Genomic DNA, 23,677 nt, shown 5'->3' with positions numbered 1-23,677 from the left:
CTTACCCTCTTTTTTACCTCATATTTTACCCTGTCTTATAGCGGAAAGGGAGTAGTTGATTCCTAATTCTTAGTTGCACATCGCGTAGGAAATTGGGAAATCTGGTCTATCTGATGGTTAGGCTCAGCAAATTCCTCATGATAGTAGCGCCTATAGGAATAGCCCTACTATCATGAGGGAAGATTTGTTTGCCCTATTAAGCTATAGGTTCTTCTTTTCCAATCAAAGATTCAATCTTAACTATAAGTTTTTCAAGAGATTTGTGTTTTCTCTTATCTTCCCAAACTGGAGATTTTTTAAGTTTTTGAATCGAATCTACAAATCTTGTCTTTAATGTGACAGGTTTCTCGATGGCTTTTCCTACTTTAATATTGCGAATTTTCTCCTTGATCTGTACTAGGGACAAACCTTGATTAATAGTTTCATTTAATAATGACTGTCGAAGATCGGCATCTTTAACGGTAGCGATCGTTGTTGCCTTGGTATATTCGATTTGTCCTTTCCGTAAAGATTCTAGGACTTCATTGGGTAAATTGAGTAAAGGTAGTCGATTGACAACAAAAGATTCCCATTTTACTTTCTGTAACGACTCAAAAATGCTGATTGTTTTAGCCGCGATCGCTGTCAGTAATTCGTCGCGATCGCCCTCTGCCGTGACTCGCAATTTATAAAGGTTTGAAATTACTTCTTTTTCTGAAAGTCCTAATCTAAGTACCAAGATTTGCAATATTGCCTCAGTTTCCTCTACTGGGTTTAAGTCTTCTCGTTGCAAGTTTTCTACAAGTGCAATTTCATAGGCTTGAGCGTCAGTTAGTTGACGAGTTACCACAGGAATTTTTTCTAGGTCTAATTCTTTGGCAGCACGAAATCGACGTTCGCCCGCAACCAGTTCATAGCCGTTGCCCACAGGTCGAACAATAATTGGCTCTAAAAGTCCATAATGAGAAATCGACTCTTTCAACTCCTGCATCTTGATTGGATCGAAATAGCGGCGAGGCTGTTGCTTGGGTAAAGAAATATCAGCAAGCAGGATCAGTCCTTCAGATGCAGTATTTTCGTCATCATCAAACAAAGCCACATTTGATAGTTTTGTGTGGACTTGATTAGGTGCTTTTCTCATAGCTTTTCCATTGCTGCGGCGATTTCATCAAAAATTTTCAAGATTGTACCATTGCTGCCCTTTTTGTTATTGCCAATAAATGCTCCAAAAGGCTTCAGGGCTTTAGTGGCTTCTGACAAGGCTGTAGCACGAGGTAGGGGGGAGAATACTTGAGCAATCGCCGCAAGCTGCTCTTTGATATCAAATAGGGTCTGCTGATCCATTGCTGTTGATGATGAATACATAGTGGGTAAAAACCCAGCCAACTTAAGATTTCTATTCAACTTTTTCTGTATTTTCTTTGTAGTGCCTAGCAAGAGGTCAGTTCCCATCAGAGCTTTAAACTGTGTCTGAATGGGGACAAGTACATGAGTTGCAGCCACTAAACTAATTACGCTCAGAATACCTAAACTTGGTGGACAGTCAATAAGAATAAAGTCATAGACTTCAAGAAATGGGGCTATTGCATCCTTAAGCCTAAGTTCCCGTAATTCCTCTAGAACAAGTTGCTGTTCTGCTTTAGCAAGATTGAGGTTAGCTGGGCATAAATCTATTGAGTATAGATCTTTGATGATCGGCAGTGCGATTGGCAACTCGTCTTCAGCTTCGGCAATTAAGGAATTATATACACTTAGATTCAACATTCTTGTATTGATTCCCATAAAAGCTGTGAGCGATGCTTGGGGGTCCATATCTATCAATAGTATTTTGTGACCTCGATTAGCAAGAGTATAACCAAGATTTTGGGCTACTGTCGTTTTGCCCACTCCCCCTGCTTGATTAAATACTGCGATTACTCTTCCCATGATTTTTCCAATTTTTTTGCTGCTTTGCGGACTAAATTTCTTGAGGTTATTGACTGAAAAATTGCAAGATTTAAAACTTTGATTATTCGTAGATTATTTTTATCATAACGTTATGATAAAAACTAAACACCTTGTTTTTGATAGCTTTTCGTGCAAATCATAACACTGTTTATCCTAACCAATCCAAATCTCATTTGAATTGTAAAAACTTCCCTTTTGTTCGAGTTTGAAATCACCCAAAAGCAAGCCTAACCATACCTCTACTATCGGTAACTGTAAAGCTCGTTGCAGATCGTCTAAACGAATCGGTCGATTACTTATTGCTATACACCGTGCGATCGCCTCAACCCAAACTGAAACATTTTCAGCATGAGCCGTACTCATCGCCCGTTCAAATTCCTCTTCAAAACTAAGTAAATTTTCCTGCTCTAAAGATTGAATCAATACCTCCTTATCCATTGCACTAACTATTGAATTACCATTTCTGATCGGTTCGGGAGTTTTTCTCGGCAAAGACATCAAAGGCTCAATAAACTGCTCGAAATCTACCACCACCGATTGACGTACATAGCGATCGAAAGCATCCTCTGGCATAATCGGTCCATCATCCGTAGCCCTTGCATGTAACTCCTCAAACAAAAAACTAGAGCGATCGCAAAACAAATCTGCAATCCGACTTACCGCTTCTCCTGCTACTCGCAATTGCGATCGCATATCGAGATCGACCAAAGTCAGATCCAAAAGCTCAAATACCCTTGACAAATTTGCATCTTCAGGAGACTGCTTTGCTGAAGAGATGACATCCCACAAATCTAACTCAAGCTGTTTAACTTGCAAAATCTAGCCTCACTATTTAGCCTCACAGGTTAATCTTTTTGGGGATGGCAAGGACAAGGTCGTAAAGGGCAAAGCCAAGGATCGAGACGTTCTTGACTGGCAAATTTCTTAATCCCGTAATTTGACTCTAACAATACCAGCATTTTTTGTATGTAGGTATGAACCTGCGAAGCCACCATCCCCGCACAATGGATCGGAGAAATTGCCGCAAATTTCTCCTGCCCTTTCCAAACTTCTGTGGCGATCGCGTGGATTGGCGTATCTGTCCCCGACCGTCGATAAACCACCAACACTGCCCAAAATATAGAGGCAAATTCATCTACATTGACTACTAGATCTTCACTCGTATTATCACGTTTGCGAGAACGAATCAGATTGCGACGATCGCGGTGGCGGGCATAGGAACGTCGACTATAGCAAACAGCTGGATCCCAACAGCGATCGCCATCTGAACCGTGAATCTCTTGGGCTTGTGCCGCCGAAAGCATCGCGCACTTTTTACATTTCTCTGGGATGCCTTTTGTCATAGTAGGGTTAAAGAGATTTCCTCGAGTCACCAAAATTTTTTGATATTAAGGTTAAATTTTAATCGTGGGTAGCGATCTACACTTGGTTGCAACTAATAAATTGGATCTCCGATCCGAATCATTAGTACTATTTAAATATTGGTACAGACATCGCCACATTTATCGCTCCTTTAGGCTTATGCCTGACAACCCAGAATATCTACAAGGTGTAATCGAACGACTAACCTTTTACTCCGAGGAGACAGGCTATACCGTTGCACGGTTAAAAGTGCCCAAGGCTCAAGACCTCATCACTATAGTCGGGAACTTCGCTAACATTCAAGCAGGGCAGTACGCTCTTTTGCGTGGGCGATCGCATCATGCAACAGGTAAACGACTATAACCGTGAAGTTCTCAATGGCGACATTGGCACGATTGCAAGCATAGATTTAGAAGAGCAGGAGGTGACGGTTTTATTTGGAGATAGACAGGTTACTTACGACTCAGCCGATCTCAATGAGATTATTCTCGCTAGAGCTACTACGATCCATAAAGCTCAGGGTAGCGAGTATCCTGTGGTGATTATGCCTCTTTTCATGTAGCACTTTCTCATGCTCTCTCGCAATCTTTTCTACACTGGGCTGACTCGCGCTAGAAAACTTGCCATCATCGTCGGTGAATCCAAAGCGATAGGTCTTGCTATCAGACAGGTGAGCGATCGGCAAAGATACACCTACCTTTCAAGGCGATTGGCAAAGTTGGCAAATACTCAGCCTTAAATGGAACAAGACCACCGTTTCATCAAGAGACAGACGAATTTGGGACTAGGATCCCGTCCCCGCGCTCATGATTTGGATATCATCGGGACGAATTACAGAGCCATTTCCTAAGCTATCTTTATGCGCTAATTCTCCCTCCAACACGTAGGTGAGAATTTCCATATCGTGGTGTCCGTGAGTGACAAAACCAGCCCTCGGAATCACCCGCAGCGATCGAAATCCTATGCGATCGGGATCTTGAAAGCTGCCAAATGAAAACGTATGGTAGCTTTCAAGCTAGCCAATTTTGGTATGTCCTCGGAAATTGCGATCGTGAATAGTATGTACGGCAGTGGTTACCATCTTCTGTACCTCTTTGTATTACGTAGACTTGGTAAAACTCAGTCAATAACCAGATCGGATGGCTGACCCCAGCCTCCAGTGAAAACAAACTTAGTCAGTGGTTTGCGTGTTCTAGGCGCAAGTTCCTGGGCTTGCAATGCTGTTGGTAAGGCCTGCGGATCGCCCAGATATCCGATCGCGATTATAGCAACTGGTTCGTAGCCACTTGGAATGCCGAACTGCGATCGGGCTTTTTCTGCATCAAACCCTGCCATTTGATGAACGAATAGATCCAGTGCGATTTGAAAAAGCACGAGGACTCCAGCGTCCACGAATTAGGTCATGAACTGTATACTCAGTCTCAGCCAAGTTTTCGAGCATAGGATTACCTCATTTTTAAATAAAAAAACTGATTCATTAACGAAACAAAAGCTTTATCAGTGCAAAACAATAGCCCCCTAATAACACTTCTGTGGCACCAATCAGCCCTAGTAGTGGTGGTAAAGGGGCAAGTATCCTTAGAGCGATCGCGTTGATCTGGGGGTGTCTGGGGAAGGTGCGATATTATGGGGAGCTTTTGCAAGTGCCGATGGCGGTAGTAATTTCCCCAGCAGTAACAGTCTTAATGTTCCTAGGGCAGTGCTGCCAATCGCAATATTTGCGCCAACAAATAGCAGCACTGCTAACCCTTCCATCGCTCCAGTTATGCCACGTTCGACAAAGCGCAAAGACGACAGTGCTAGGGCGGCAATGCCGAAAGTAAATGCCCAGTAGGATGCGGCAAATGGTTGTTGGAACACCCACGGTAGCAACCGTAGAAGAATCAATGCCTGCAACAATCCATAGCCGAAGAGAATCTGAGCAAAGGTGTCAGGCAAACCATTAGTGATGCCCAGGTAAGCAACACAGCCAACCACAGGAGGCGCAAGTTGAATTCCTAAAGTTGGACGCAAAGGTTTGGGCAAGGCTTCCAATAGGAATAGTCGCTGCATGATGATGGACTCCAGTGCCAACCACGAAAACATCCCCGCTCCAAAAAACAAAACGCCCCAATCTCGATAGCCGAGAGCACTTGCCACGATCGCACTGACAAAGCTACCCGCGACTGTAGGTAGATAAAGCACAGGAGTTGTGGTTTCGGGATTGCGTCCTCCCATCCATAGGCGACCAGAACGATATACACCAAAGCTCAATTGACCGATCGCACCGATCGCGAATAACACGAAGGCGATCGTATGGGAATAGGGCGCGATCGCCAGCGCAATCAACACTGTAGACACAGGCACTAATCCGATAAAGCAACAAAAAACAGGATGCTCGAACTCAGCCAACGCATCTTCGCGCGCCCACAGCCATTTGCTGACATAGAGCAGCAGCAGTATAAGCCAAACTGCAACTGCAATTAGCATAATGATTTCGCCAATCCAAATAGGTAGATTCCAGATCTTGGCAGCCACTCGCCAGCAGCTTCCCAGCCCTACCAGACCCAGAATCATGCCAAAAAAAGCGGCAGGAACAGCGATACGAGATACCTTTAAGATGGCAAATTTCAGACGTGATTTTCTCATAGTCTAACTTCCTAACAGTTATCGAGAGATAAAGACAATCAATAACGCAACTTCACCCTGCATTCGTAGAGTCGTCACAAGAACGCCTACTCATTGTTTAGGCTCTGGCAGTGTAAACATCACCGTTCTACTGGTGATAACTTTATGCGTAGGGTCAGCTAGTTCGATCAGTACCTTGTGCAAACCAGGTTCCAGACCAACTAGGACGATGGTTTCGCCGCTGGCATCGATAAAATGCCAAGGCGCGTCATCGACGGTGATGTGGATATGACCAATGCGCGGCGATACTTCGAGGGCACCTTTGCCGAATACTGGCAACAAGCGCAAGTTCTCCGTTCGGTATTGGATGAAGACACGACCCTGAGCCAGGGGTTCAGGAAGCGGTGGATCGACAATCAGATTGGCTGGTGCTTCATGTTCGATCGCAATCAACGGTGATGGGACACGAATGTCTGTGGAACTCTGGGCGGAGATACTAGTGGCGAATGAGGTGCGTTCAGTCATAGCAGTTAGGCTCCTGAGAGCAGTGTATATAGTGGTTACTTGGAGGAGAATGCTTGATGGATCAGCGGTGCAATGACATCGATGTTCTTCACCAATTCATCAGAGAGTGAGAACCGCTGTTTTAAGTAATCGGAATCGTTGTAACTTAGCCATACTTTGCCATCGGTCGCTTCCCATGCCAGTACTTTCAGCGGTAAATCTAAGGCAATAGTTGGTTCTGCCACCATGAGTGGCGTTCCAGCTTCTGGTTTGCCAAATAGCAATAATTGCGTTGGCAGCAGCCTTAGTCCGACTTTTTCGGCTTCAGCTTGTTGATCGATGCGAGCAAAAATGGTGATGCTTTTAGCCTGAAGGGCAACTATTAAGCGATCGATGGTTTCGGCCACTGAATACGAGCTAGGCTGGCTGATAATGCCGTTGTTTTCATTCATAGCTGGACTCCTTGCAGGACAAAAACTTAAGTGATTGCGAGAAACTATAAATGCTCTTGCTCCGGCTTCTCAAAGATTGAGGTCGGACAATCCAGGAGGATCGTCGAGACGGCGACCCAGTATCCAGTGGTATTTGCGATCGCTCTCCTGAGGTGCTTCAAATTTGTGCCATGCCGCCATCGACAAATAACTCGATGCCGTTCACAAAACTGCTATCGTCCGACGCAAGAAAAACCACGGCTTTGGCAATTTCATCAGGTGTGCCGACTCTTCCCAGTGGGATGGTGACGGCTTGGCTGTCCACAAATGCCTGCAACTGCTCGTCACTCAGTCCTAAAAGATCGTAACCGGGAGTCGGCACTACTCCAGGACTGATGGCGTTGACTCGGATCTGGCGCTCTTTGAGGTCGAGTGTCCAATTGCGGGCAAACGATCGCACGGCGGCTTTGGTGGCGCTGTAAACGCTGAAGGCTGGGGTGCCTTTTATCGAAGTGATTGAGGCGTTCAGGATGATGGAAGCGCCTTTTGGCAACAGTGGCAGTGCCTTCTGTACAGTGAACAGTAACCCTTTGACGTTCGTGTTAAACGTTTTGTCAAAGTGTTCTTCGGTGATCGATCCGAGAGGAGCGATTTCTCCACCACCAGCATTAGCGAAGACCACATCGAGGTGTCCCTGCTCTTGCTCGATCGTGGCAAAAAGGCGATCGAGGTCTATCAACTTGGAGACATCGCTCTGTACACCTGTGACATTTTTGCCAATCGCTTCCACAGCAGTATCCAGTTCAGGCTGGCGACGACCCGTGATGAAGACATAGGCACCTTCAGCGACAAAGCGTTTGGCAGTAGCGAGACCGATTCCGCTGGTGCCACCTGTGACAAGCGCGATTTTTCTATCTAGTTTACGCATGATGTTAATACCTCTCTATTTATGATGTTGATGCTTCTCTATTTCGTAGTTGCGGCGTGTTCGATGAGCGTGGCAACGGCATCCGCATGGGAAATCATCACCACATGAGATGCGCCATCTACAGCGATCGTTTCCTTTGAGTTAGCGCGCTTTGCCATGAAAGCGTGTAACGCTGCTGGGATATTCAAGTCGCGGCTGCCATAGATGAACCAAGACGGAGTAGACTTCCATGCAGGCGCGCCAGATGCCTCGTTAAATGCGGCATCCGTGATTGGTCGCTGGGTGCCAGCCATCAGCTTTGCATCTGCGATTGACACATCCGCAGCAAACTGTGCGTGGAACTTGGACTGCTGGATGTAAAGATCCTTACCGCCGTCGGGTAGTGTGACTGGAGGCGCAAGTGTGGGACCAAGCGTGCTGCCTGGGTAACGACCAGAGAGTTCGACGGCAGTCTCGCCCGCTTCAGGAGCGAAGCCAGCAACGTAGACCAGAGCCTTCACGTTCTTGTTGTCATTGACGGCATTGGTGATTACTGCGCCTCCGTAGGAATGCCCGACTAACACGATCGGACCCTCAATGCTGTTAAGGATGCTGGAGACATAGTCCGCATCGCTCTTGACTCCGCGCAGAGGATTGGCTGCGGCAACCACCGGGTAACCTTTTGCGATCAACTTGGTCAAGACACCGTTCCAACTAGAAGACTCGGCGAACGCGCCGTGGACGAGAACGATGGTGGGCTTGTTATCTTGTGCGCTAGCAGTGTTCATAATGGCTCCTAATGAAGTAATGAGGATGAATCCTAGGGAAAGTGCGGCAATCAAAAGCAGATGGATACCGTTCCTGCGAGTGAGCATGTTCATGTCGTGATCTCCTTTGTGTTTGTTACTCTTGTTAGATTGTGAAAAAATGACGAATAAAAATTACTGATGAAACAAACGCAACGATTCATCCCAGAGGCGATCGGCATTATCTGGATCGATTGCATAGGGAGCAACGCCACTGTAGTCTTCAGCGCGCTTAGTCACGATCGCGGCTTCATTACAATCCTCGAAGTAACGACCGCCGATGCCATCCAGCAATGGGGATGTCGCCAGCAAAACTGAGGTAGCAGCACCCTGTTGCGGTGTCTTCCGCAACTCAGCCGGAGTTTGAATACTACCGACATAGCGCTGAAGGTTGGTCTCGATCGCTCCAGGCATCAAGGCATTAGCCGTAATACCATCCCTGAACCAGCGTTTGGCAACACCGACAGCAAAGAGGATATTGGCGGTCTTGGACTGCCCGTAGGCAAGCCACGGATCGTAACGGCGAAACGCGAAGTGGATATCATCGAAGACAACGGGCGAGAGCATATGCCCGCTAGAACTGACGGAGACAATGCGCGCCGCACCATCTGCCTTCAGTGCATCGTGGAGTCCAAGTGCTAGGGCAAAATGCCCAAGATAGTTGGTGGCAAACTGCATTTCCCAGCCTTCAGGCGTGTGCTGTTCGGGTAATGCCATCACACCTGCGTTGTTGACAAGGATGTGTAATGGTTTATCCCATGCGGCGACGAATGTGGAGATCGAGGCGCGATCGGTCAAATCAAGTGGGGCTACGTGAATATTCCTATTTCCAGTAGTCGCAGTAATGTTAGTTGCTGTTTGTTTTCCAGCATCAACGTTACGCACCGCTAATGTCACCTCAGCTCCTGTGAGAGCTAATGCCCGTGACGTTTCGATGCCGATACCCGATGCTCCTCCAGTGACGATCGCCCGTTTGCCAAAAAGATCAATGCCCGTGACGACCTCAGTAGCGGTGGAATGCCGACCAAAGGGTGTCTTAATCTGTGTCATCATGTACTCCTTGATGGATGTTAAGTGTTATCTTCGTTGTCCACCCACATCTGTGCATGAACCTTACGATCTCCAACGCCTAGGTAGGCTAAGTGGCTGGATTTTTGACGTTGTACTCGGTCATCATGGTTTGTCGATCGCGACTGGATTTAATGAAATCTGCCGCCTTCTCACCAATCATGATGGTTGGCGCGTTTGTATTGCCTGTGGTGATGGTTGGCATGATGGATGCATCCACGACACGCAAGCCCTTAACCCCATGCACTCGTAGTTCTGGATCTACCACTGCCATTGGGTCAATGCCCATTTTGCAGGTGCCAACTGGATGCCACACAGTACTGCAAGTATCCCGAATGTAAGTTTCGAGAGCCTCATCACTCCGAACGTTGGCACTCGGAGCAATTTCCTGACCGCGAAACTCATCAAAAGCACTAGACTGAAACAATTGGCGGATTAATTTAATGCCAGCAACGAGCTTTTGCACATCGGCTTGACTTTGCAGATAGTTCATCTGAAGTATTGGTGCATCTTTGGGATCGCGAGAATGCAAACGGACACTACCCATGTTTTGGAGACGGGTTAAAGAGACTGCACCTGTAAATCCGTAAACAGCAGGAACATAACCAGGCGATAAGAATTGAATGGGACCGAAGAAACACTGTAAATCGGGTGCAACGTCAAGATTCTGCTCGCTATGCAAAAATAATCCAGCTTCAATTCCATTACTGGTGCTGGCAGGCTGTACGGCTTGAATGGATTCTTGAACGACAGTGACAAGAACGTGATCCTGAAGGTTTTGACCGACCCCTGGCAAATCAGCCACTAATGGAATTTCCATTGCTTGCAGATATTCTGCATTCCCAATGCCAGAAAGCATCAGTAACTTGGGCGAATCAAATGCACCTGCGCTTAAAATCACCTCTTGATTGACTCGAACTTGGTAGAGTGTTCCTTCCTGTAGATACTCAACCCCAATGGCGCGAGTTCCCTCAAACAGCAACCGAGTCACCAATGCTCCAGTCATCGTAGTCAAATTAGGACGCTTCAGAATTGGCAGGAGGAAAGCCGCCGCTGCACTGTGCCGTTTACCATCCTTGACCGTTAACTGATAATGACCTACTCCTTCCTGCTGGATACCATTGAAATCAGGATTGTTGTCGTATCCCATTGCCACACAAGCATCGATAAAGCGCTGAGATATCACAGCAGAAGATTTGATATCGGTGACGCTCAGTTCTCCATTGATCCCGTGATACTCAGAGGCTCCTCGTTGCTGGTGCTCTGATTTTTTGAAATAGGGTAAGACATCTTGGTAACTCCAACCGTAATTTCCTAACGATCGCCAGCGATCGTAATCGTGAGGGCTGCCTCGGATATACATCATGAAATTAATCGAACTACTGCCCCCTAGGACTTTGCCACGGGAACAAAACATTTTGCGATCGTGGAGGTAGGGTTCTGGTTCGGAGAAATAGCTCCAATCAACCTCAGAGCCAAGTAGGCTGATACATGCTGACGGAATATAAATCTCTGGTTTCGTATCTGGGTTTCCCGCTTCGAGGAGTAACACAGTGGTGTCGTTATCTTCGGTCAGACGGTTGGCGACGACGCAGCCCGCTGAACCCGCACCGATCGCAATGTAATCATAGTGAGTCATAGAATTTTTCCTGCGCTGTCTGTAATGGATGAATGGAGTCAGGCATAAACGAGGATAGATTGATGGACAAATCGACTGCTAAAATACCACTGAGTCATCCGTTCTCGTGGCATCATAAGAACACCTCGTTGGAAACCTCTGCGATCGATGCCAAGGGAGGATTAAGTAGAGGGTAGCGTTCCAGGAGGACCTAGAAATTCGTCACCAATCTCGGCAGAAATTTGCTCAAACAGCGCCATGTCTGGGGTATCTGACTCATTCACCGTGCCGACTGCGGCAATCAATCGAGCAAAACTGCTAGGTGACGCAACGACCAACCCACGGGCGGCGCGATCGCTGAATACCCCAATGGTGTGAGGTGTGCTAGGAGCGATGTAAAAGCTTTCTCCAGCAGTGAGCACAGCTTTGCGTTCGCCCGCCCAAACCGTAAACTCTCCTTCCACCACGTAAAGCTCTTCGGAGTATCGCGTATGACGATGAAGAGGGGTTTGCATGCCCGGGGAGAAATAGCCCTCAACCAAATCGTATCGACCACCAGTTGTCGTGCGATCGGCAACAATGCGGACGCGAGTGCCAAGTAACCAGAGAGATTGTGTCATGAGTTCGCTCCTGTTAATAAAACTCCTGAATGATTGAAGCTAGCTACGTACCAGTGGTGTATCCACCAAATGTTCTGCTAGAAACCAAACTTGCGTCTCATTTGTTCGCAATGCTTGGCTTACCAACAGATCGTTCGTACCGCTATCTTGATTCGCTGCTGTTTTGTCGATCGCAACTCTCAATTCCGCAATAATTAACTCGTGGGCTTCCAGCAAGCGCGACAGCATCACGGGTACTTCTTCAACGCCATTGGGAGGACGCTGAATTTTGGTGACTTCTGCCACATGGCGCGGGTCAGAGATCGCTACACCTCCTAGCATTTGCACGCGCTCACCCATTGCATCGATCAACTCAAGCTGTTCACTAGCATGTTTGTCGAGCAACAGATGTAATTGATAGAATATGCTGCCGCGCATCATCCAATGGTGCTTTTTATAGAGGTGATAGAGAATGATGGAATCTGCCAAAATTTGATTGACTAAAGCGCAGCTTTCGCCGCGAACATCAGGGTTGAGGGCGATCGGCATATCTCTCAGTTTGCCATACTGCTGAATTTCATATCCGTGCTGATGCAGCAAAGGCTGACTGCCATCAACTTTACTAATTTTATTTGTATCTTGAGCAGCCACGATCCTATCTCCTAGGGTAAGTCAGGTTTGTAAGTATTAGAATGGAGTATGAAAATCGACCCAATGCCGTTGATTAATTTTTTTTAGAACTATTTCACAGGGGCAATAGCTGCTGCTATCACCCTCGCTTCAGATGCCGACATGTCTTGGGCAAAAAAATCGTGAATGTTTAAACTGGAACGAAGCGAATCACTTCAAGAACATCGTGGAATCGATCCCTGACTTACCCAATAAAGATTGGATAAATCAGAGTAGTCTCAAGCCCGCATCGCTAAAACCAGACAAGCACGAGGCTTGATTACAAAGGACAGTCAAAGAAGCGATCGCTCCCTATTGCAGATATTTCTTCAGTTCTGCGGCAGCATGAACAAATAGCGAACGCACTGCTGGAACCTCGGCTAACCCATTCAATAGCCCAAAATCATGAATCATGCCGTTGTAACGCACGGTTGTCACCTTTACCCCTGCTTCATCGAGCTTGCGTCCATAGGCTTCGCCTTCATCACGCAGAATATCGCTTTCTGCGACCTGAATGAGCGCTGGAGGCAATCCTTTCAGTTGCTCAATCGTAGCCTGTAGCGGAGAGGCATAGATCTCTCTGCGTTTTCCCATGTCAGTCGTATACAGGTCATACATCCACTTCATCAAAGGTGTGGTTAGGAACCGTTTCTCGCCAAATTGATGATAAGACTCTGTTTCAAAATTAGCGTCTACGATCGGCCACATCATGATTTGCAACTTAATCTGTGGTCCTCCCTTCGCTTTTGCCATCAATGTGGTGACAGCCGTCATGTTCCCGCCCACACTGTTGCCGACGACAGCCAGATTTTTGCCATCGACACCAATCTCTTCACCATGTTCAGCAACCCATTTGGTAGCGGCATAGATCTCATTGACAGCCTGCGGATACTGAGCATCTGGGGTGCGCGTGTAGTTGACAAAGACAGCCGCAAAACCTGAAAGCACGACGAGATCGCGAACCATGCGCTTGTGTGTTGGATAATCGCCCAGTACCCAACCGCCGCCATGAATAAACATGAAAACAGGTAATGTGCCTTTGACACCCTCAGGTCGCACGATATTTAGCGCGATCGTATAACCGTCAGCGGTAATTGTCTTCTCAGACTCGTCAATACCTGAAAGATCCACTTTAACGGAAGCCTGTGCATCCACGAGCACTTGACGCGCTGCGAGGGGATGTAATGTCTCTAGAGGCGCACCATCTCCTGAATTCAGTAATGCCAAAAATGCCTTCACTTCTCTGGAAAGACGCGGATCGTTTGCGACTTCCAAAACTTTCGTCGCTTGCGAGGTTGCTTGAGCAATCATAAGTTCTCCTTTGGTTAATCATGGTAGATAATCTGTTGAAGTGGCACTGTCAAGCTAACTTGCTTATCAGTATTGGTCAGTATTGAGGACACTGATAATCTCCATATTCAACTAGGAGAACTCTGGCATTAAGCGCTCCTAGTCGATAGTCTCGATCGGAAGGTGGTACAACTAACTGGTGGCGATCGCCCGATGCTTCAATAGAAATATCGTGACTCATGCTTAACCTCTAAAAGAGCGTTCATCGTGCAAGTAGCACTGTGAAATCTCTTTTTCTCACTTCTACAATTATTTTGATGTCCTTAATTTAGGAAACTAATTTAAATCTGTCGTCAATTCAGGGGCTATATTTGCATCAACAAATCGATCAATTATTTAGGTAAACTTAGGTATTGGAGTTATCGCAAACTTAAGTTCAGGTTTATCGCAAACTTAAGTTCATATAGAACCGATTTGACATCTTTATATAATGGTGACTAAAGACCCTATAATCCTCTAATCTAGTTGCTATAGCATATTCAAGCAGTCTGACTGACGCAGAATGGGAAATTCTTGAACCTCTGTTGCCTCAGATATTACCGCAGAAGAAACAGACACGCCCCTGTGATTGGACGAAACGGGAGATCATCGATGGTATCCTTTATCAACTCAAGAATGGTTGCAATTGGGAGGACTTACCTAAAGACTTACCTCCCTACTCGACAGTCTATTGGCACTACAAGCAGTGGCGGGCGGCAGGAGCAATCGAGAAACTGATGACCTGTTTACACGAACAAGTGCGGGAACAGGTAAAAAAAAGCCCAAGTGGACAACGTTAATTATCATTGACTCCCAAGCCGTGAAGAATACTTGCAATGCCAGTGTAGACTCAAAGGGGTTTTGTTTTTACAAAGCGACCAATGGTATTAAAAGGCATCTAGCCGTTGATACGCTTGGTTTTCCCTTCTTCACCCATTGCACTCCAGCTAATCTCTCAGATGATGCGGGATTGGTTGAAATGTTGACCCTCAACATCGACTACTTCAAGTCGAAACCAGTCAATATTCCCAAGATTACCATCCTCCTAGACCACGGTTATCACATTGATTATTTGATTAAAGAATTGGAGCAGGTTTATCCTCAGATCATGACAAAAATCAGGTTGGAGCTTTCGACCAAGCCCTCAAAACAAGAAAAGGCAGCGCAAGGAAAATCTGGATTTGTCCCCACAATAGCGAGATGGGTAATCGAAAGATCTAATGCTTGGATGGAGCGTTGTAAAAGTTTGGTAAAGTACTTTGAGCGAACTCTATCTCATGCAGAAACTAAAATCAACCTCTGCTTTATCAGGCTAATGCTGAAGCGGCTTGCAGCCACTTCCTGAGATATCAAATGGGTTCTATAAGGCTTTCATGAATTTCCTGAAATGCCATAAAACGTTTACTGCATAAAGCATTACTTATGACTGGTTCGGGTCGTTTGCTGTAACGCAAACCTGCGATCGCTGCTGCATAATCTTTGGTGTTGAAGATTGCCGAGCCTGCTACGATCGCATTTGCTCCTGCTTCTAACACCTGCCACACGTTGTCTGGCTTTACTCCCCCATCGACTTCTATCCACGGATCGAGACCACGCTCATCGCACATCTGACGTAAACGACTGATCTTTGGCAGCATGGTTGAGATAAAGTGCTGACCGCCAAAGCCAGGATTTACTGTCATGATTAAAACAACATCGCACAAATCTAGTACCCACTCGATTGCTTCTAGAGGATTGCCAGGATTGAGTACAACCCCCGCCTGCTTACCCAGTTCCTTAATTTGGGATAGGATTCGGTGTAGATGAATGGTTGCGCCTGCTTGTACCAGAATATGATCGGCTCCTGCTCTGGCAAAGTCGGCAATGTAACGCTCTGGTTCGACAATCATTAGATGGACGTTTAACGGTTTTGCAGTCATCGGTCGAATCGCCTCTACAATGAGCGGACCGAATGTAATGTTGGGTACATAGAGACCATCCATAACATCAACGTGAATCCAGTCGACTCCCGCTGCATCGACGCTTTGCACTTCTTCTCCTAAGCGACTAAAGTCAGCCGATAGAATCGAAGCTGCGATCGCGATTTGTTTTGGTTTAACAGTAACTTTAGTAGGCATCCTTTATGCCTCCAATAAACGAGCTGCGGCTCGATCGGCTTGTCGAACAAACTCGACGGCAGCAGCTTCAGTTAGAGCTTCAGGATTAGGAAAGACTTGGATTTCAGGTTTCAGTTGCGATCGGATTAATTCTTGCATAATTATTTCCTCTACTTCAAAACTGGAATTTGAATTTGAGACGGTTGGTTGTAGATGTCCATAATGGTGTTGAAAATTTTCAACGCATCGGATTGCGATCGCTGGAATGAGTTGCGTCCAACGATCGAGCCAAATCCACCTCCAGCATGAATTGAGCGAATCTCATCGAACAGTGTTTCATCACTCACTGAAGCCCCCCCAGAGAAGATGACAATTCGCCGTCCATTAAAGGTGCATTGAACTACATGACGAACTCGCTCAGCTAAGGTCGCGATCGGAATTTGCTCTTTCTCATATACCTTTTGGGCTGCCTCCTGCTCAACATGTTCGTTTGGCAGTTTTACCTTGACGATATGAGCACCGAGCTGAGCTGCAATCTGAGCTGCATAACCAATGACGTCAATCGCGGTTTCCCCCACTTTACTTAAACCCGATCCCCGCGCATAAGACCAAATTATCACCACCAATCCATGACACTTCGCTTCTTCAGCACAGGCTCGAATCTGTTGGTACATCTCAAATCGATGGGCTGAACCTGGATAGATCGTGAAGCCGATGCCAATACATCCTAACCTCAGTGCATCTTCAACACTGCCTGTGAGTGCTTGAGTTGGATCTGCCTCATCTAGCAATACATCATGATTGTTAGCTTTAAGGATTAGGGGAATATCGCCTGCAAATTCTCGCGCTCCCGCTTCCAAAAATCCTAGTGGTGCGACGTAGGCGTTGCAGCCAGCCGCGATTGCTAATTCAAAGTGATAGCGAGGATCGTAAGCGGGCGGATTGAGAGCAAAACTACGAGCTGGCCCATGCTCAAAGCCTTGATCGACGGGCAGAATCACTAATTTCCCAGTTCCAGCTAGTTTGCCATGATTCAGCAATCGGGCTAGATTGGTCAATGTTCCGGGATTGTCGCTGCCATACCAACTCAGAATTTCTTTCACTCGATCAGTCATTGCGGTTTCTCCTAAAATTACTTAATAGGTACTGGAAGATTGAAATTTTGCATTGGAAGCTCCATGTCGATCGCCTAAAATAAATCGTTCGACTGCATTGGCAAATCCCTCCTCTTCGTAGGAAGTTGTGACGTACTGAGCCTGCTTTTGCACGTCTGTACTGGCGTTACCCATAGCAATACTCAATCCACTCCGTTCAAACATTGGCACATCGTTAGGCATATCTCCGATTGTGGCAATCTCCTGTCTGGGAATCCCTAGCAGTTGCGAGAGCCGATCGACGACAGCTCCTTTGTTCGCGCGAGGATGAGTCACGTCTAGATAGTAGGGCTGCGATCGCGCCGCAGATATCTGTTCACCCCCACTCGAACTGGCTCCCGCCTGACAATGAACGTGCGGACTGAAGGCCTGTTGCACATCTGTTTCGCACTTAGCGACAGCCTCTAAGTCATCGCTAACGCCAACAATTTTAACAACGTTATTGAGTAGATCGTCATAGCTAGAAACAACCTTTGGTGGAAATTTAACCGTCCATTCTTCGCGATCGACATGAGGCCCATGCCGTTCACGCACAAACCAATCCTTACCGCGATAGATCCAAACATCCAGATCGTGAGCGGCGATCGTCTGGACAACGTCTTGAACGATGTTTGCTGGCAAGACATTTTCCTCCAATGTGGAGAAGTCTGGATAGATAAACAGCCCTCCATTAAATGCTGCGATCGGTTCTGTCAGTTTCAGAGCATCCACAATCATTTTCATCCCTAATGGCGGACGACCGCTAGTAATGGCAAAACTGATGCCTGCATCCCAAAGTTTATGCACGGCTGCATGAGCGCGAGCGGTTAGTATTTTTTCCTTGGTCACTAACGTACCATCGACATCTGCCAGTAAAAGAGAAATCTTAGAGGATTGGGTTGAAATTGTTTGATTCATCATGGAGTTAAGGTAATGGTTTAAATAGATCCCATTTGCATCGTCGGGCCAGGAATTTTAGCTCCAAACTGGAAGTTAATCCCCTCACTGGGTTGAATGCGTAGAACTAAAAAATTGGGTGTCAGGCGATCGATCGACGTATCTTGAAACAGAAGAGAAGGAATCAAATTGAACTGAACTGCTCGCCCAATGTCTGTGTATGCACTGTAGCAAACGCTTAGTCAAATCTCTATCGGCGCTAAAGATCGCGCGTCCTACCGAACCGAGGGTTTAACCTGAGATTGAGGGTCTGCGATTGTCATGATGAAATCCCCGCATGTTCTTCAATGTGTCCGCCGAACTGATAGCGCATCGCAGAAAGTAGCTTACTCGCAAATTCGTCCTCCCCTCTGGAGCTAAATCGCTGATAAAGAGCGGCACTCAGTACGGGTACAGGTGTGCCTTCATCGATCGCCGCCGTAATCGTCCAGCGCCCTTCTCCAGAATCAGACACCCGACCCGTAAAGGTAGAAAGTTGAGGATCTTCGAGCAGAGCGATCGCAGCTAAATCTAACAGCCAAGAGGCAATGACGCTGCCGCGTCGCCAAACTTCAGCTACATCGGGCAAATTGAAGTCATATTGGTAATGCTCTGGATTGCGGAGCGGAGTCGATTCGGCACTAGCAGATCGCTGCTGTTTGCCCATATTGGCATGATGCAAGATATTCAATCCTTCTGCATACGCTGCCATCACGCCGTATTCAATGCCATTATGTACCATCTTGACGAAGTGCCCCGCACCATTTGAGCCACAGTGCAAATAGCCTTTTTCAGCCGTACCATCCACCATTTCTCGACCAGGTGTGCGATCGATCGTCCCGACTCCTGGTGCTAAGGTTTTGAGAAGGGGGTCGAGATGTTGCACAGCAGCCTCTGACCCACCAATCATCATGCAGTACCCCCGTTCTAGTCCCCACACTCCGCCACTGGTACCGATATCGACATAGTGAATCCCATTTGCTTGCAGCGCTTTTGCTCTCCGAATGTCATCGACATAATAAGAGTTGCCGCCGTCAATTAGAATGTCTTCTGCTTCTAGCTTCTGAGCCAGTTCCATCACCATATCTTCGGTTGGGTCTCCAGCAGGTACCATAAGCCAGATAGCACGGGGTTTAGCAAGTTTCTGGACAAAATCGTCTAAGCTAGACGCGCCGATCGCTCCTTCTGAAGCAAGCTGTTTCACTTTGTCAGGCGTACGGTTGAACACGACACATTCATGGTCATTCCGCAACAATCGTCGAACAATATTCGCGCCCATGCGCCCTAGACCAATAACACCAAGTTGCATTGCTTTTTCTCCAATACGATCTTCATGCCCTATTTAGATAGAATTACTTACAGAATTTGCTCGATCGCAGTCCTCAGGGCAGCTAAACCAGCTTGAGCATCTTCTTGCAGTTGCTCAACCGTTGCCTGTTTCGATCTCCTAATTACCTTTGCCCTGATTAGGCAGGGATGGTTTGCAGTTGGGTTAACAGGGGTTGGCGAGTCCGACTTTTAATTAAATCCGCTGCTTTTTCTAATTAAATCCGCTGCTTTTTCTCCAATCACGATCGTGGGTGCATTGGTGTTGCGGGTCGTCAGAGTTTGCATGATAGAGGCATCGACGACCCGCAAGCCATCTATTCCATGTACCCGAAGTTCGGGATCGACGACCGCCATTGGGTCAGTGCCCATTTTGCAAGTGCCGACTGGATGGGACAGGGTATCGCAAGCGTCTCGAACGTAAGCGGCGATCGCCTCATCGCTCTGCACATCCAGCCCAATGTTTACGGTGGTTACAAATCGATCACAATTTTGGTGACAGCCGTACCTTGGTCTACGGCTTCGTGGGCAGACAATGCTGTCTCTAAGGTGAACTGACGAGGATCAACGACAGGACGCAACTGATTGGCTTCTGCTAATTGGGTCGCCTGACGCAGAATCTCGCCATGATGAGCACGACCTTCCCCCGTCAAGAGGGGCAGCAGCACGAACACGCCGGAGTAGGTTGCTGCTTTACGGGAGAGGGGCAGCAGGGAATGACTGCCCCAGCCGTAGTTACTCACGACGTGACCATAATTGCGGACAGCTTCAAACGCATCATCTAACGTGGAGCCACCCACCGAGTCGTAGACCACATCAAAGCCCTGACCATCAGTAAATGTTTGGACGATCTGGGCGATCGCCATACTGCGATAGTCAATAGGTACAGCACCTAGTTGTTGCACCATGTCATGTTTGGCTGCGGAGGCTGTCGCAAAGACTTTAGCCCCACGCGCTCTAGCAATCTGCACAGCCACATGCCCTACGCCACCAGAACCACCAAGTATCAGCACTTTCTGTCCATCGTGGACATTCGCTTGATCGACCAGTCCTTCCCACGCGGTCAAAAATACCAAGGGTAAGGCTGCTGCTTCCCGGAAGGTGAGGTTGGTTGGTTTCTTTGCAAGTAAATCGGCATCGACCGCCGCAAATTCAGCCAGAGATCCTTGTAATCCGCCGACTCCGCCTGTCATTCCATAAACCTCATCACCAACCGAAAATGCTGTAACATTATGTCCAACTGCTGCCACAATTCCAGCCAAATCAGTTCCTAATACGGCAGGAAAGACGGGTTTGGCATGGGGCGCTTTGCCAGTACGAATTTTGCTGTCGAGTGGGTTAACACCACTTGCCTTGATTCGCACCAGAACCTGATTGGCAATGGGTTCTGGTCGTGGAATTTCAGTCGTCCGAAATATCCCCGTTTGACAATCCTCTACAATCAGTGCGTGCATCGTTGATGATGGCTTCATTTCCCAACTCCTTAAACTTTTTACGTGCGAAAAAATTTTTCAATCTTGAGATTCTTAGCAAATCGAAAAGCTCGCAGTACAAACCCAACTCACTGTTGTGTATACCCAAAAGCCCAACTATCAGGATTAGGAGGCTTGTCGATGTCTGTCCCGATAGCAGCTAGCTGGCACTGCACGAGACAGTTTGGGAAGCAGTGCTTGGTGCCGCCATAATCCATCAGGTAAAGGCTGTAGCGTTTCAATCCGATCGCGGCGATAAAGTCTGCCATGACTTCGGCAAGACGATCGAATGTATAATCAAACTCATCCACGCTGGGCATAGAACTATAGCCAAAGCCTGGGTAGTCAGGGGCAACTAGATGAAAGCAATCGGCAAGCGCAGGCATCAGATTGCGGAACATGTGAGAGGAGGTTGGGGATCCGTGCAACAGTAGAATCGTCGGATTGTTTCGAGAACCTGCCTCTCGATAGAAGATATCTAAACCATCGATCGAGATGGTGTGAAATGTAGTCATGATGTTACTTCACTCTTCTATGGCGATTTATTTCACGGTTACACCTTAGACAGAGGTGGGTTGTGGTCGTGATGCGAGAAATTGCGCGATGTGATTTGCGATCGCATCGCCCTCCTCCTCCAAGGCAAAATGTCCAGTATCGAGTAAATGGAACTCAACGTCTTTCAGATCCCGTTTGTAGGGATAGGCACCGTCAGCAGGGAAGATGTAGTCGTTCTTACCCCAAATAATCAGGGTCGGTGGTTGATGTTTGCGGAAATACTCCTGCCATTGCGGGTACAACGGTGGATTCGTGCCATAGCTATAAAACAGTGCCAGTTGAATCTCATCGTTGCCTAGGCGATCGAGAAAGGGCTGATCCATGTTCCAAGTATCAGGGGAGATCGCTTCAAGATTGCGAACGCCATTGGTATATTGCCACTTAGTCGCTTCTAATGTAAAAAGGTGCCTAAGCTTGTCAGCATTCTCAGAGGAGCGGTCTTGCCAGTAAGCCTTGATTGGAATCCAAAATTCGCGCAAACCTTCCTCGTAAGCATTTCCATTTTGGACGATCAATGCTTCTACTCGCTCTGGATATTTAGCCGCAATGCGGTAGCCAATAGGTGCACCATAATCCATCACGTAAAGGCTGTATTTCTTGAGATCGATCGCGGCAATGAATTTCTCCACAATCTCAGCCAGGCGATCGAACGTGTAGTCAAACTCATTCACGCTTGGCATCGAGCTGTTGCCGTAGCCCGGATAATCAGGTGCAACCAGGTGGAAGCGATCGGCAAGTGCAGGAATCAGATTGCGGAACATGTGAGAGGAGGTCGGAAAGCCGTGCAATAGTAGAATCGTTGGATTACTGCGAGAACCAGCTTCGCGGTAAAAAACATCTAAACCATCGATTGAAACGGTACGAAATGCGGTCATGAGATTGCTCCTTATGAACTTATTGTGATTTCAAAGCCTAATGACGGCTCTGTTGCTGAAAGTAGTCGCGCCAACTTGCGGGTAATGCTTCTAATTGAGCAGCACGGTGAAGTAACTCTAGATTGTCCTGCTCGCGAATATAAAGCTGAGTGATATCGGCAACCGTAATATTGTTCTCATCCCGACTCACCAACTCTAGAGTGTCTCCAGTTCCGACTTCGCCCTCTTGTAAAACGGAGAAGTAAAATCCAGTTCGCCGACTGGCAAGAAAGCGCTTCACCATATCCGATCGCCCAAACCGAATCCCTAGTTTGTAGCAGGGCATGCGCGGCTGCGTCACCATCAGTTTGACATTGCCGATTTGAAAGCGATCGCCAATATTCAATTCCTCTTCTCTCAGCCCAGTGGTAGTGAAGTTTTCACCAAAGTTACCCAGAGTCAACTCTGTGTCAGGTAATTCACTTTGCCAGTAATCGTAATGCTCAAACGGATAGACATAGACTGCTTTTCCCAATCCGCCATGAACGGTTAGATCGGCTTGTTCATCACCGTCTAAATTGAGCGATCGCACCATCACCCGCCCGCTAATAGGCTCTTTGAAAATTCCAGTTCTCACTGGTCTTCCTTTCCAGATCGCTTCACGGGGAAGTCCGATGTTGACAGAGATGAGCTTCATTTTTAGCTACCAAAAGTAAGTTGATAAAACCGCGTAAAACTTCTTCAGTGACCTGTTGTTTGGGACTAGGAATCAGAAAATTTAAGGATTTGCAGTGGTAATAACTGCCATCAATTGCTCCATATTCCAGCGACTGACATATCGATCTCCATTAACAAACAGTGCTGGGGCAGTCGTCACTCCACTGCGTAAGCCACTTTCAATATCTTGATTGATGCGATCGACATGCACATGTCTGGTCATCTCTCGGAGAAATTGGGGAATATTGAGTCCTAGACGATTGGCATACTCCACCAAATAGCCGTTTCCTAAAGCTTGTTGATGGTCGAAAAGTATGTTATGCATCTGCCAAAACTGCCCCTGCGCCCCTGCTGCTAGTGCTGCCTCTGCTGCCTTTTTAGCTTGAGGATAGATTTGAGGTTGAGGGAACTGTCGAAACACAAAACAGAGATGATTTTCCTCAGGGAATGTTACATCTATCTGCTCGTGAATGGTCTTAATTAAGGCGTGGAGTTCTCCACATTGAGGACATTGATAATCTCCATACTCAACTAGAACAACTTTGGCATTAAGCGATCCTTGTCGATAGTCTCGATTGGAAGGTGGTAAAACTAACTGGTTGCGATCGCCCGATGCTTCAATAGAAATATCGTGACTCATGCTTAACCTCTAAAGGAAAGAGCGTTCATCGTGCAAGTAGCACTGTGAAATATTTTTCTTACTCCTACAGGGCACCTCTAAAAATCAGTCAGAGACGAAAAACGAAAATAAAAAGAGAGAAG

General features: G+C 47.0%; 29 protein-coding genes and 4 pseudogenes. 4 read left to right on the top strand and 29 right to left on the bottom strand.

The genetic code is table 11. From position 1 onward, the window contains the following. Positions 1-196: 196 nt before the first annotated feature. From V2H45_RS17560 to V2H45_RS17545, 4 genes are all read right to left on the bottom strand, one after another. The gene (locus V2H45_RS17560) at positions 197-1,120 is read right to left on the bottom strand and encodes a ParB/RepB/Spo0J family partition protein (RefSeq protein WP_330484964.1); all 924 of its coding nucleotides are present in this window, start codon (positions 1,118-1,120) and stop codon (positions 197-199) included. Then, positions 1,117-1,905: a ParA family protein gene (locus V2H45_RS17555; RefSeq protein ID WP_330484963.1), complete on the bottom strand. Its 789-nt coding sequence runs from the start codon at positions 1,903-1,905 to the stop codon at positions 1,117-1,119. The genes V2H45_RS17560 and V2H45_RS17555 overlap by 4 nt, the downstream gene beginning before the upstream one ends. Before the next feature lie 174 nt (positions 1,906-2,079). After that, entirely contained in the window at positions 2,080-2,742 is a 663-nt protein-coding gene (locus V2H45_RS17550) for a hypothetical protein (protein WP_330484962.1), read from the bottom strand. A 29-nt stretch (positions 2,743-2,771) separates the two neighbouring features. Next, on the bottom strand, positions 2,772-3,269 hold the full coding sequence (locus V2H45_RS17545) for a hypothetical protein (RefSeq protein WP_330484961.1): 498 nt from the start codon (positions 3,267-3,269) through the stop codon (positions 2,772-2,774). A 178-nt stretch (positions 3,270-3,447) separates the two neighbouring features. On the opposite strand from V2H45_RS17545, the gene V2H45_RS17540 reads away from it, so the two are divergent. Next, complete coding sequence (locus V2H45_RS17540; protein ID WP_330484960.1) at positions 3,448-3,651, top strand: YrrC family ATP-dependent DNA helicase; 204 nt, start codon at positions 3,448-3,450, stop codon at positions 3,649-3,651. Beyond that, a pseudogene (locus V2H45_RS17535) lies at positions 3,593-4,027 on the top strand (ATP-dependent DNA helicase); the annotation flags it as partial. The gene V2H45_RS17540 and the pseudogene V2H45_RS17535, both read left to right, overlap by 59 nt. Positions 4,028-4,078: 51 nt before the next feature. Here V2H45_RS17535 and V2H45_RS17530 read toward each other — a convergent pair. The 13 genes and pseudogenes from V2H45_RS17530 to V2H45_RS17470 form a co-directional block, all read right to left on the bottom strand. Further along, positions 4,079-4,369, bottom strand: a pseudogene (locus V2H45_RS17530) (pirin family protein); the annotation flags it as partial. Between the two features lie 38 nt (positions 4,370-4,407). Continuing rightward, positions 4,408-4,680 carry a nitroreductase family protein gene (locus tag V2H45_RS17525; RefSeq protein ID WP_330484959.1) on the bottom strand — a complete coding sequence of 91 codons (273 nt, stop codon included), beginning with the start codon at positions 4,678-4,680 and terminating at the stop codon, positions 4,408-4,410. A gap of 186 nt (positions 4,681-4,866) precedes the next feature. Continuing rightward, positions 4,867-5,916: a dicarboxylate transporter/tellurite-resistance protein TehA gene (gene tehA, locus V2H45_RS17520; RefSeq protein WP_330484958.1), complete on the bottom strand. Its 1,050-nt coding sequence runs from the start codon at positions 5,914-5,916 to the stop codon at positions 4,867-4,869. A 90-nt stretch (positions 5,917-6,006) separates the two neighbouring features. Further along, positions 6,007-6,450 (bottom strand): DUF6130 family protein, encoded by a 444-nt coding sequence (locus tag V2H45_RS17515; protein ID WP_408648817.1) that lies wholly within the window; start codon positions 6,448-6,450, stop codon positions 6,007-6,009. Between the two features lie 5 nt (positions 6,451-6,455). After that, on the bottom strand, positions 6,456-6,851 hold the full coding sequence (locus tag V2H45_RS17510; protein ID WP_330484956.1) for a DUF302 domain-containing protein: 396 nt from the start codon (positions 6,849-6,851) through the stop codon (positions 6,456-6,458). Between the two features lie 157 nt (positions 6,852-7,008). Further along, a complete protein-coding gene (locus tag V2H45_RS17505) occupies positions 7,009-7,758 on the bottom strand; it encodes an SDR family oxidoreductase (RefSeq protein ID WP_330484955.1) in 750 nt (249 codons plus the stop codon). A gap of 38 nt (positions 7,759-7,796) precedes the next feature. Continuing rightward, entirely contained in the window at positions 7,797-8,618 is an 822-nt protein-coding gene (locus tag V2H45_RS17500; RefSeq protein WP_330484954.1) for an alpha/beta fold hydrolase, read from the bottom strand. Between the two features lie 60 nt (positions 8,619-8,678). Further along, on the bottom strand, positions 8,679-9,593 hold the full coding sequence (locus V2H45_RS17495) for an SDR family NAD(P)-dependent oxidoreductase (protein WP_330484953.1): 915 nt from the start codon (positions 9,591-9,593) through the stop codon (positions 8,679-8,681). A gap of 88 nt (positions 9,594-9,681) precedes the next feature. Beyond that, on the bottom strand, positions 9,682-11,250 hold the full coding sequence (locus tag V2H45_RS17490) for a GMC family oxidoreductase (protein WP_330484952.1): 1,569 nt from the start codon (positions 11,248-11,250) through the stop codon (positions 9,682-9,684). 161 nt (positions 11,251-11,411) lie between these two features. Then, positions 11,412-11,849, bottom strand: a complete 438-nt coding sequence (locus V2H45_RS17485) for a cupin domain-containing protein (protein ID WP_330484951.1) — start codon at positions 11,847-11,849, stop codon at positions 11,412-11,414. Positions 11,850-11,888: 39 nt separating this feature from the next. Beyond that, complete coding sequence (locus tag V2H45_RS17480; RefSeq protein ID WP_330484950.1) at positions 11,889-12,479, bottom strand: Dps family protein; 591 nt, start codon at positions 12,477-12,479, stop codon at positions 11,889-11,891. Positions 12,480-12,809: 330 nt separating this feature from the next. After that, on the bottom strand, positions 12,810-13,808 hold the full coding sequence (locus tag V2H45_RS17475; RefSeq protein WP_330484949.1) for an alpha/beta hydrolase: 999 nt from the start codon (positions 13,806-13,808) through the stop codon (positions 12,810-12,812). 76 nt (positions 13,809-13,884) lie between these two features. Further along, positions 13,885-14,028 carry a hypothetical protein gene (locus V2H45_RS17470; protein ID WP_330484948.1) on the bottom strand — a complete coding sequence of 48 codons (144 nt, stop codon included), beginning with the start codon at positions 14,026-14,028 and terminating at the stop codon, positions 13,885-13,887. A gap of 343 nt (positions 14,029-14,371) precedes the next feature. Between V2H45_RS17470 and V2H45_RS25665 the strand changes: the two genes are divergently transcribed. Both V2H45_RS25665 and V2H45_RS17465 read left to right on the top strand, forming a co-directional pair. Continuing rightward, positions 14,372-14,626: a transposase gene (locus V2H45_RS25665; RefSeq protein ID WP_408648814.1), complete on the top strand. Its 255-nt coding sequence runs from the start codon at positions 14,372-14,374 to the stop codon at positions 14,624-14,626. 2 nt (positions 14,627-14,628) lie between these two features. Next, positions 14,629-15,171: a transposase gene (locus tag V2H45_RS17465; RefSeq protein WP_408648816.1), complete on the top strand. Its 543-nt coding sequence runs from the start codon at positions 14,629-14,631 to the stop codon at positions 15,169-15,171. 4 nt (positions 15,172-15,175) lie between these two features. Here the strand turns inward: V2H45_RS17465 and rpe are convergent, their stop codons facing one another. The 12 genes and pseudogenes from rpe to V2H45_RS17410 all read right to left on the bottom strand — a co-directional run bounded on the left by rpe (position 15,176) and on the right by V2H45_RS17410 (position 23,555). After that, positions 15,176-15,943, bottom strand: coding sequence for a ribulose-phosphate 3-epimerase (rpe, locus tag V2H45_RS17460; RefSeq protein ID WP_330484946.1), 768 nt, complete (start codon positions 15,941-15,943; stop codon positions 15,176-15,178). Positions 15,944-15,946: 3 nt separating this feature from the next. After that, on the bottom strand, positions 15,947-16,081 hold the full coding sequence (locus V2H45_RS17455; protein WP_330484945.1) for a hypothetical protein: 135 nt from the start codon (positions 16,079-16,081) through the stop codon (positions 15,947-15,949). Positions 16,082-16,092: 11 nt separating this feature from the next. Next, positions 16,093-17,037, bottom strand: coding sequence for a class I fructose-bisphosphate aldolase (locus V2H45_RS17450; RefSeq protein ID WP_330484944.1), 945 nt, complete (start codon positions 17,035-17,037; stop codon positions 16,093-16,095). Positions 17,038-17,058: 21 nt separating this feature from the next. Continuing rightward, positions 17,059-17,976, bottom strand: coding sequence for a Cof-type HAD-IIB family hydrolase (locus V2H45_RS17445; RefSeq protein WP_330484943.1), 918 nt, complete (start codon positions 17,974-17,976; stop codon positions 17,059-17,061). A gap of 17 nt (positions 17,977-17,993) precedes the next feature. Further along, entirely contained in the window at positions 17,994-18,164 is a 171-nt protein-coding gene (locus V2H45_RS25660; RefSeq protein WP_408648815.1) for a hypothetical protein, read from the bottom strand. A gap of 107 nt (positions 18,165-18,271) precedes the next feature. After that, positions 18,272-19,300, bottom strand: coding sequence for a phosphogluconate dehydrogenase (NAD(+)-dependent, decarboxylating) (gene gnd, locus V2H45_RS17440; protein ID WP_330484942.1), 1,029 nt, complete (start codon positions 19,298-19,300; stop codon positions 18,272-18,274). Positions 19,301-19,509: 209 nt separating this feature from the next. Next, positions 19,510-19,776 (bottom strand): annotated as a pseudogene (locus tag V2H45_RS17435) (GMC oxidoreductase); the annotation flags it as partial. A 14-nt stretch (positions 19,777-19,790) separates the two neighbouring features. After that, positions 19,791-20,789 (bottom strand): zinc-dependent alcohol dehydrogenase family protein, encoded by a 999-nt coding sequence (locus V2H45_RS17430; RefSeq protein WP_330484941.1) that lies wholly within the window; start codon positions 20,787-20,789, stop codon positions 19,791-19,793. 206 nt (positions 20,790-20,995) lie between these two features. Further along, positions 20,996-21,304: pseudogene (locus V2H45_RS17425) on the bottom strand (alpha/beta fold hydrolase); the annotation flags it as partial. Between the two features lie 45 nt (positions 21,305-21,349). Then, positions 21,350-22,219 (bottom strand): alpha/beta fold hydrolase, encoded by an 870-nt coding sequence (locus tag V2H45_RS17420; RefSeq protein ID WP_330484939.1) that lies wholly within the window; start codon positions 22,217-22,219, stop codon positions 21,350-21,352. Positions 22,220-22,256: 37 nt separating this feature from the next. After that, complete coding sequence (locus tag V2H45_RS17415; RefSeq protein ID WP_330484938.1) at positions 22,257-22,895, bottom strand: MOSC domain-containing protein; 639 nt, start codon at positions 22,893-22,895, stop codon at positions 22,257-22,259. An 81-nt stretch (positions 22,896-22,976) separates the two neighbouring features. Continuing rightward, positions 22,977-23,555 carry a DsbA family protein gene (locus V2H45_RS17410; RefSeq protein ID WP_330484937.1) on the bottom strand — a complete coding sequence of 193 codons (579 nt, stop codon included), beginning with the start codon at positions 23,553-23,555 and terminating at the stop codon, positions 22,977-22,979. Between the last annotated feature and the right edge of the window lie 122 nt (positions 23,556-23,677).

The organism is Tumidithrix elongata BACA0141 (assembly GCF_036349135.1).
GTDB lineage: Bacteria > Cyanobacteriota > Cyanobacteriia > Pseudanabaenales > Pseudanabaenaceae > Tumidithrix > Tumidithrix elongata.
This window is presented reverse-complemented; position numbering and strand designations above follow the sequence as displayed.

What these genes read in the sequence shown, in the direction of transcription:
- V2H45_RS17505 (WP_330484955.1), bottom strand. Translation starts at nt 7,758, where the DNA reads ATGCGTAAACTAGATAGAAAAATCGCGCTTGTCACAGGTGGCACCAGC.
- V2H45_RS17470 (WP_330484948.1), bottom strand. Translation starts at nt 14,028, where the DNA reads ATGAGTCACGATATTTCTATTGAAGCATCGGGCGATCGCCACCAGTTA.
- tehA (WP_330484958.1), bottom strand. Translation starts at nt 5,916, where the DNA reads ATGAGAAAATCACGTCTGAAATTTGCCATCTTAAAGGTATCTCGTATC.
- V2H45_RS17500 (WP_330484954.1), bottom strand. Translation starts at nt 8,618, where the DNA reads ATGAACATGCTCACTCGCAGGAACGGTATCCATCTGCTTTTGATTGCC.
- V2H45_RS17560 (WP_330484964.1), bottom strand. Translation starts at nt 1,120, where the DNA reads ATGAGAAAAGCACCTAATCAAGTCCACACAAAACTATCAAATGTGGCT.
- V2H45_RS17415 (WP_330484938.1), bottom strand. Translation starts at nt 22,895, where the DNA reads ATGAAGCTCATCTCTGTCAACATCGGACTTCCCCGTGAAGCGATCTGG.
- V2H45_RS17410 (WP_330484937.1), bottom strand. Translation starts at nt 23,555, where the DNA reads ATGAGTCACGATATTTCTATTGAAGCATCGGGCGATCGCAACCAGTTA.
- V2H45_RS17420 (WP_330484939.1), bottom strand. Translation starts at nt 22,219, where the DNA reads ATGACCGCATTTCGTACCGTTTCAATCGATGGTTTAGATGTTTTTTAC.
- V2H45_RS17485 (WP_330484951.1), bottom strand. Translation starts at nt 11,849, where the DNA reads ATGACACAATCTCTCTGGTTACTTGGCACTCGCGTCCGCATTGTTGCC.
- V2H45_RS17445 (WP_330484943.1), bottom strand. Translation starts at nt 17,976, where the DNA reads ATGATGAATCAAACAATTTCAACCCAATCCTCTAAGATTTCTCTTTTA.
- gnd (WP_330484942.1), bottom strand. Translation starts at nt 19,300, where the DNA reads ATGCAACTTGGTGTTATTGGTCTAGGGCGCATGGGCGCGAATATTGTT.
- V2H45_RS17555 (WP_330484963.1), bottom strand. Translation starts at nt 1,905, where the DNA reads ATGGGAAGAGTAATCGCAGTATTTAATCAAGCAGGGGGAGTGGGCAAA.
- V2H45_RS17490 (WP_330484952.1), bottom strand. Translation starts at nt 11,250, where the DNA reads ATGACTCACTATGATTACATTGCGATCGGTGCGGGTTCAGCGGGCTGC.
- V2H45_RS17495 (WP_330484953.1), bottom strand. Translation starts at nt 9,593, where the DNA reads ATGACACAGATTAAGACACCCTTTGGTCGGCATTCCACCGCTACTGAG.
- V2H45_RS17450 (WP_330484944.1), bottom strand. Translation starts at nt 17,037, where the DNA reads ATGACTGATCGAGTGAAAGAAATTCTGAGTTGGTATGGCAGCGACAAT.
- V2H45_RS17475 (WP_330484949.1), bottom strand. Translation starts at nt 13,808, where the DNA reads ATGATTGCTCAAGCAACCTCGCAAGCGACGAAAGTTTTGGAAGTCGCA.
- V2H45_RS17540 (WP_330484960.1), top strand. Translation starts at nt 3,448, where the DNA reads ATGCCTGACAACCCAGAATATCTACAAGGTGTAATCGAACGACTAACC.
- V2H45_RS17455 (WP_330484945.1), bottom strand. Translation starts at nt 16,081, where the DNA reads ATGCAAGAATTAATCCGATCGCAACTGAAACCTGAAATCCAAGTCTTT.
- V2H45_RS17545 (WP_330484961.1), bottom strand. Translation starts at nt 3,269, where the DNA reads ATGACAAAAGGCATCCCAGAGAAATGTAAAAAGTGCGCGATGCTTTCG.
- rpe (WP_330484946.1), bottom strand. Translation starts at nt 15,943, where the DNA reads ATGCCTACTAAAGTTACTGTTAAACCAAAACAAATCGCGATCGCAGCT.
- V2H45_RS17430 (WP_330484941.1), bottom strand. Translation starts at nt 20,789, where the DNA reads ATGAAGCCATCATCAACGATGCACGCACTGATTGTAGAGGATTGTCAA.
- V2H45_RS17510 (WP_330484956.1), bottom strand. Translation starts at nt 6,851, where the DNA reads ATGAATGAAAACAACGGCATTATCAGCCAGCCTAGCTCGTATTCAGTG.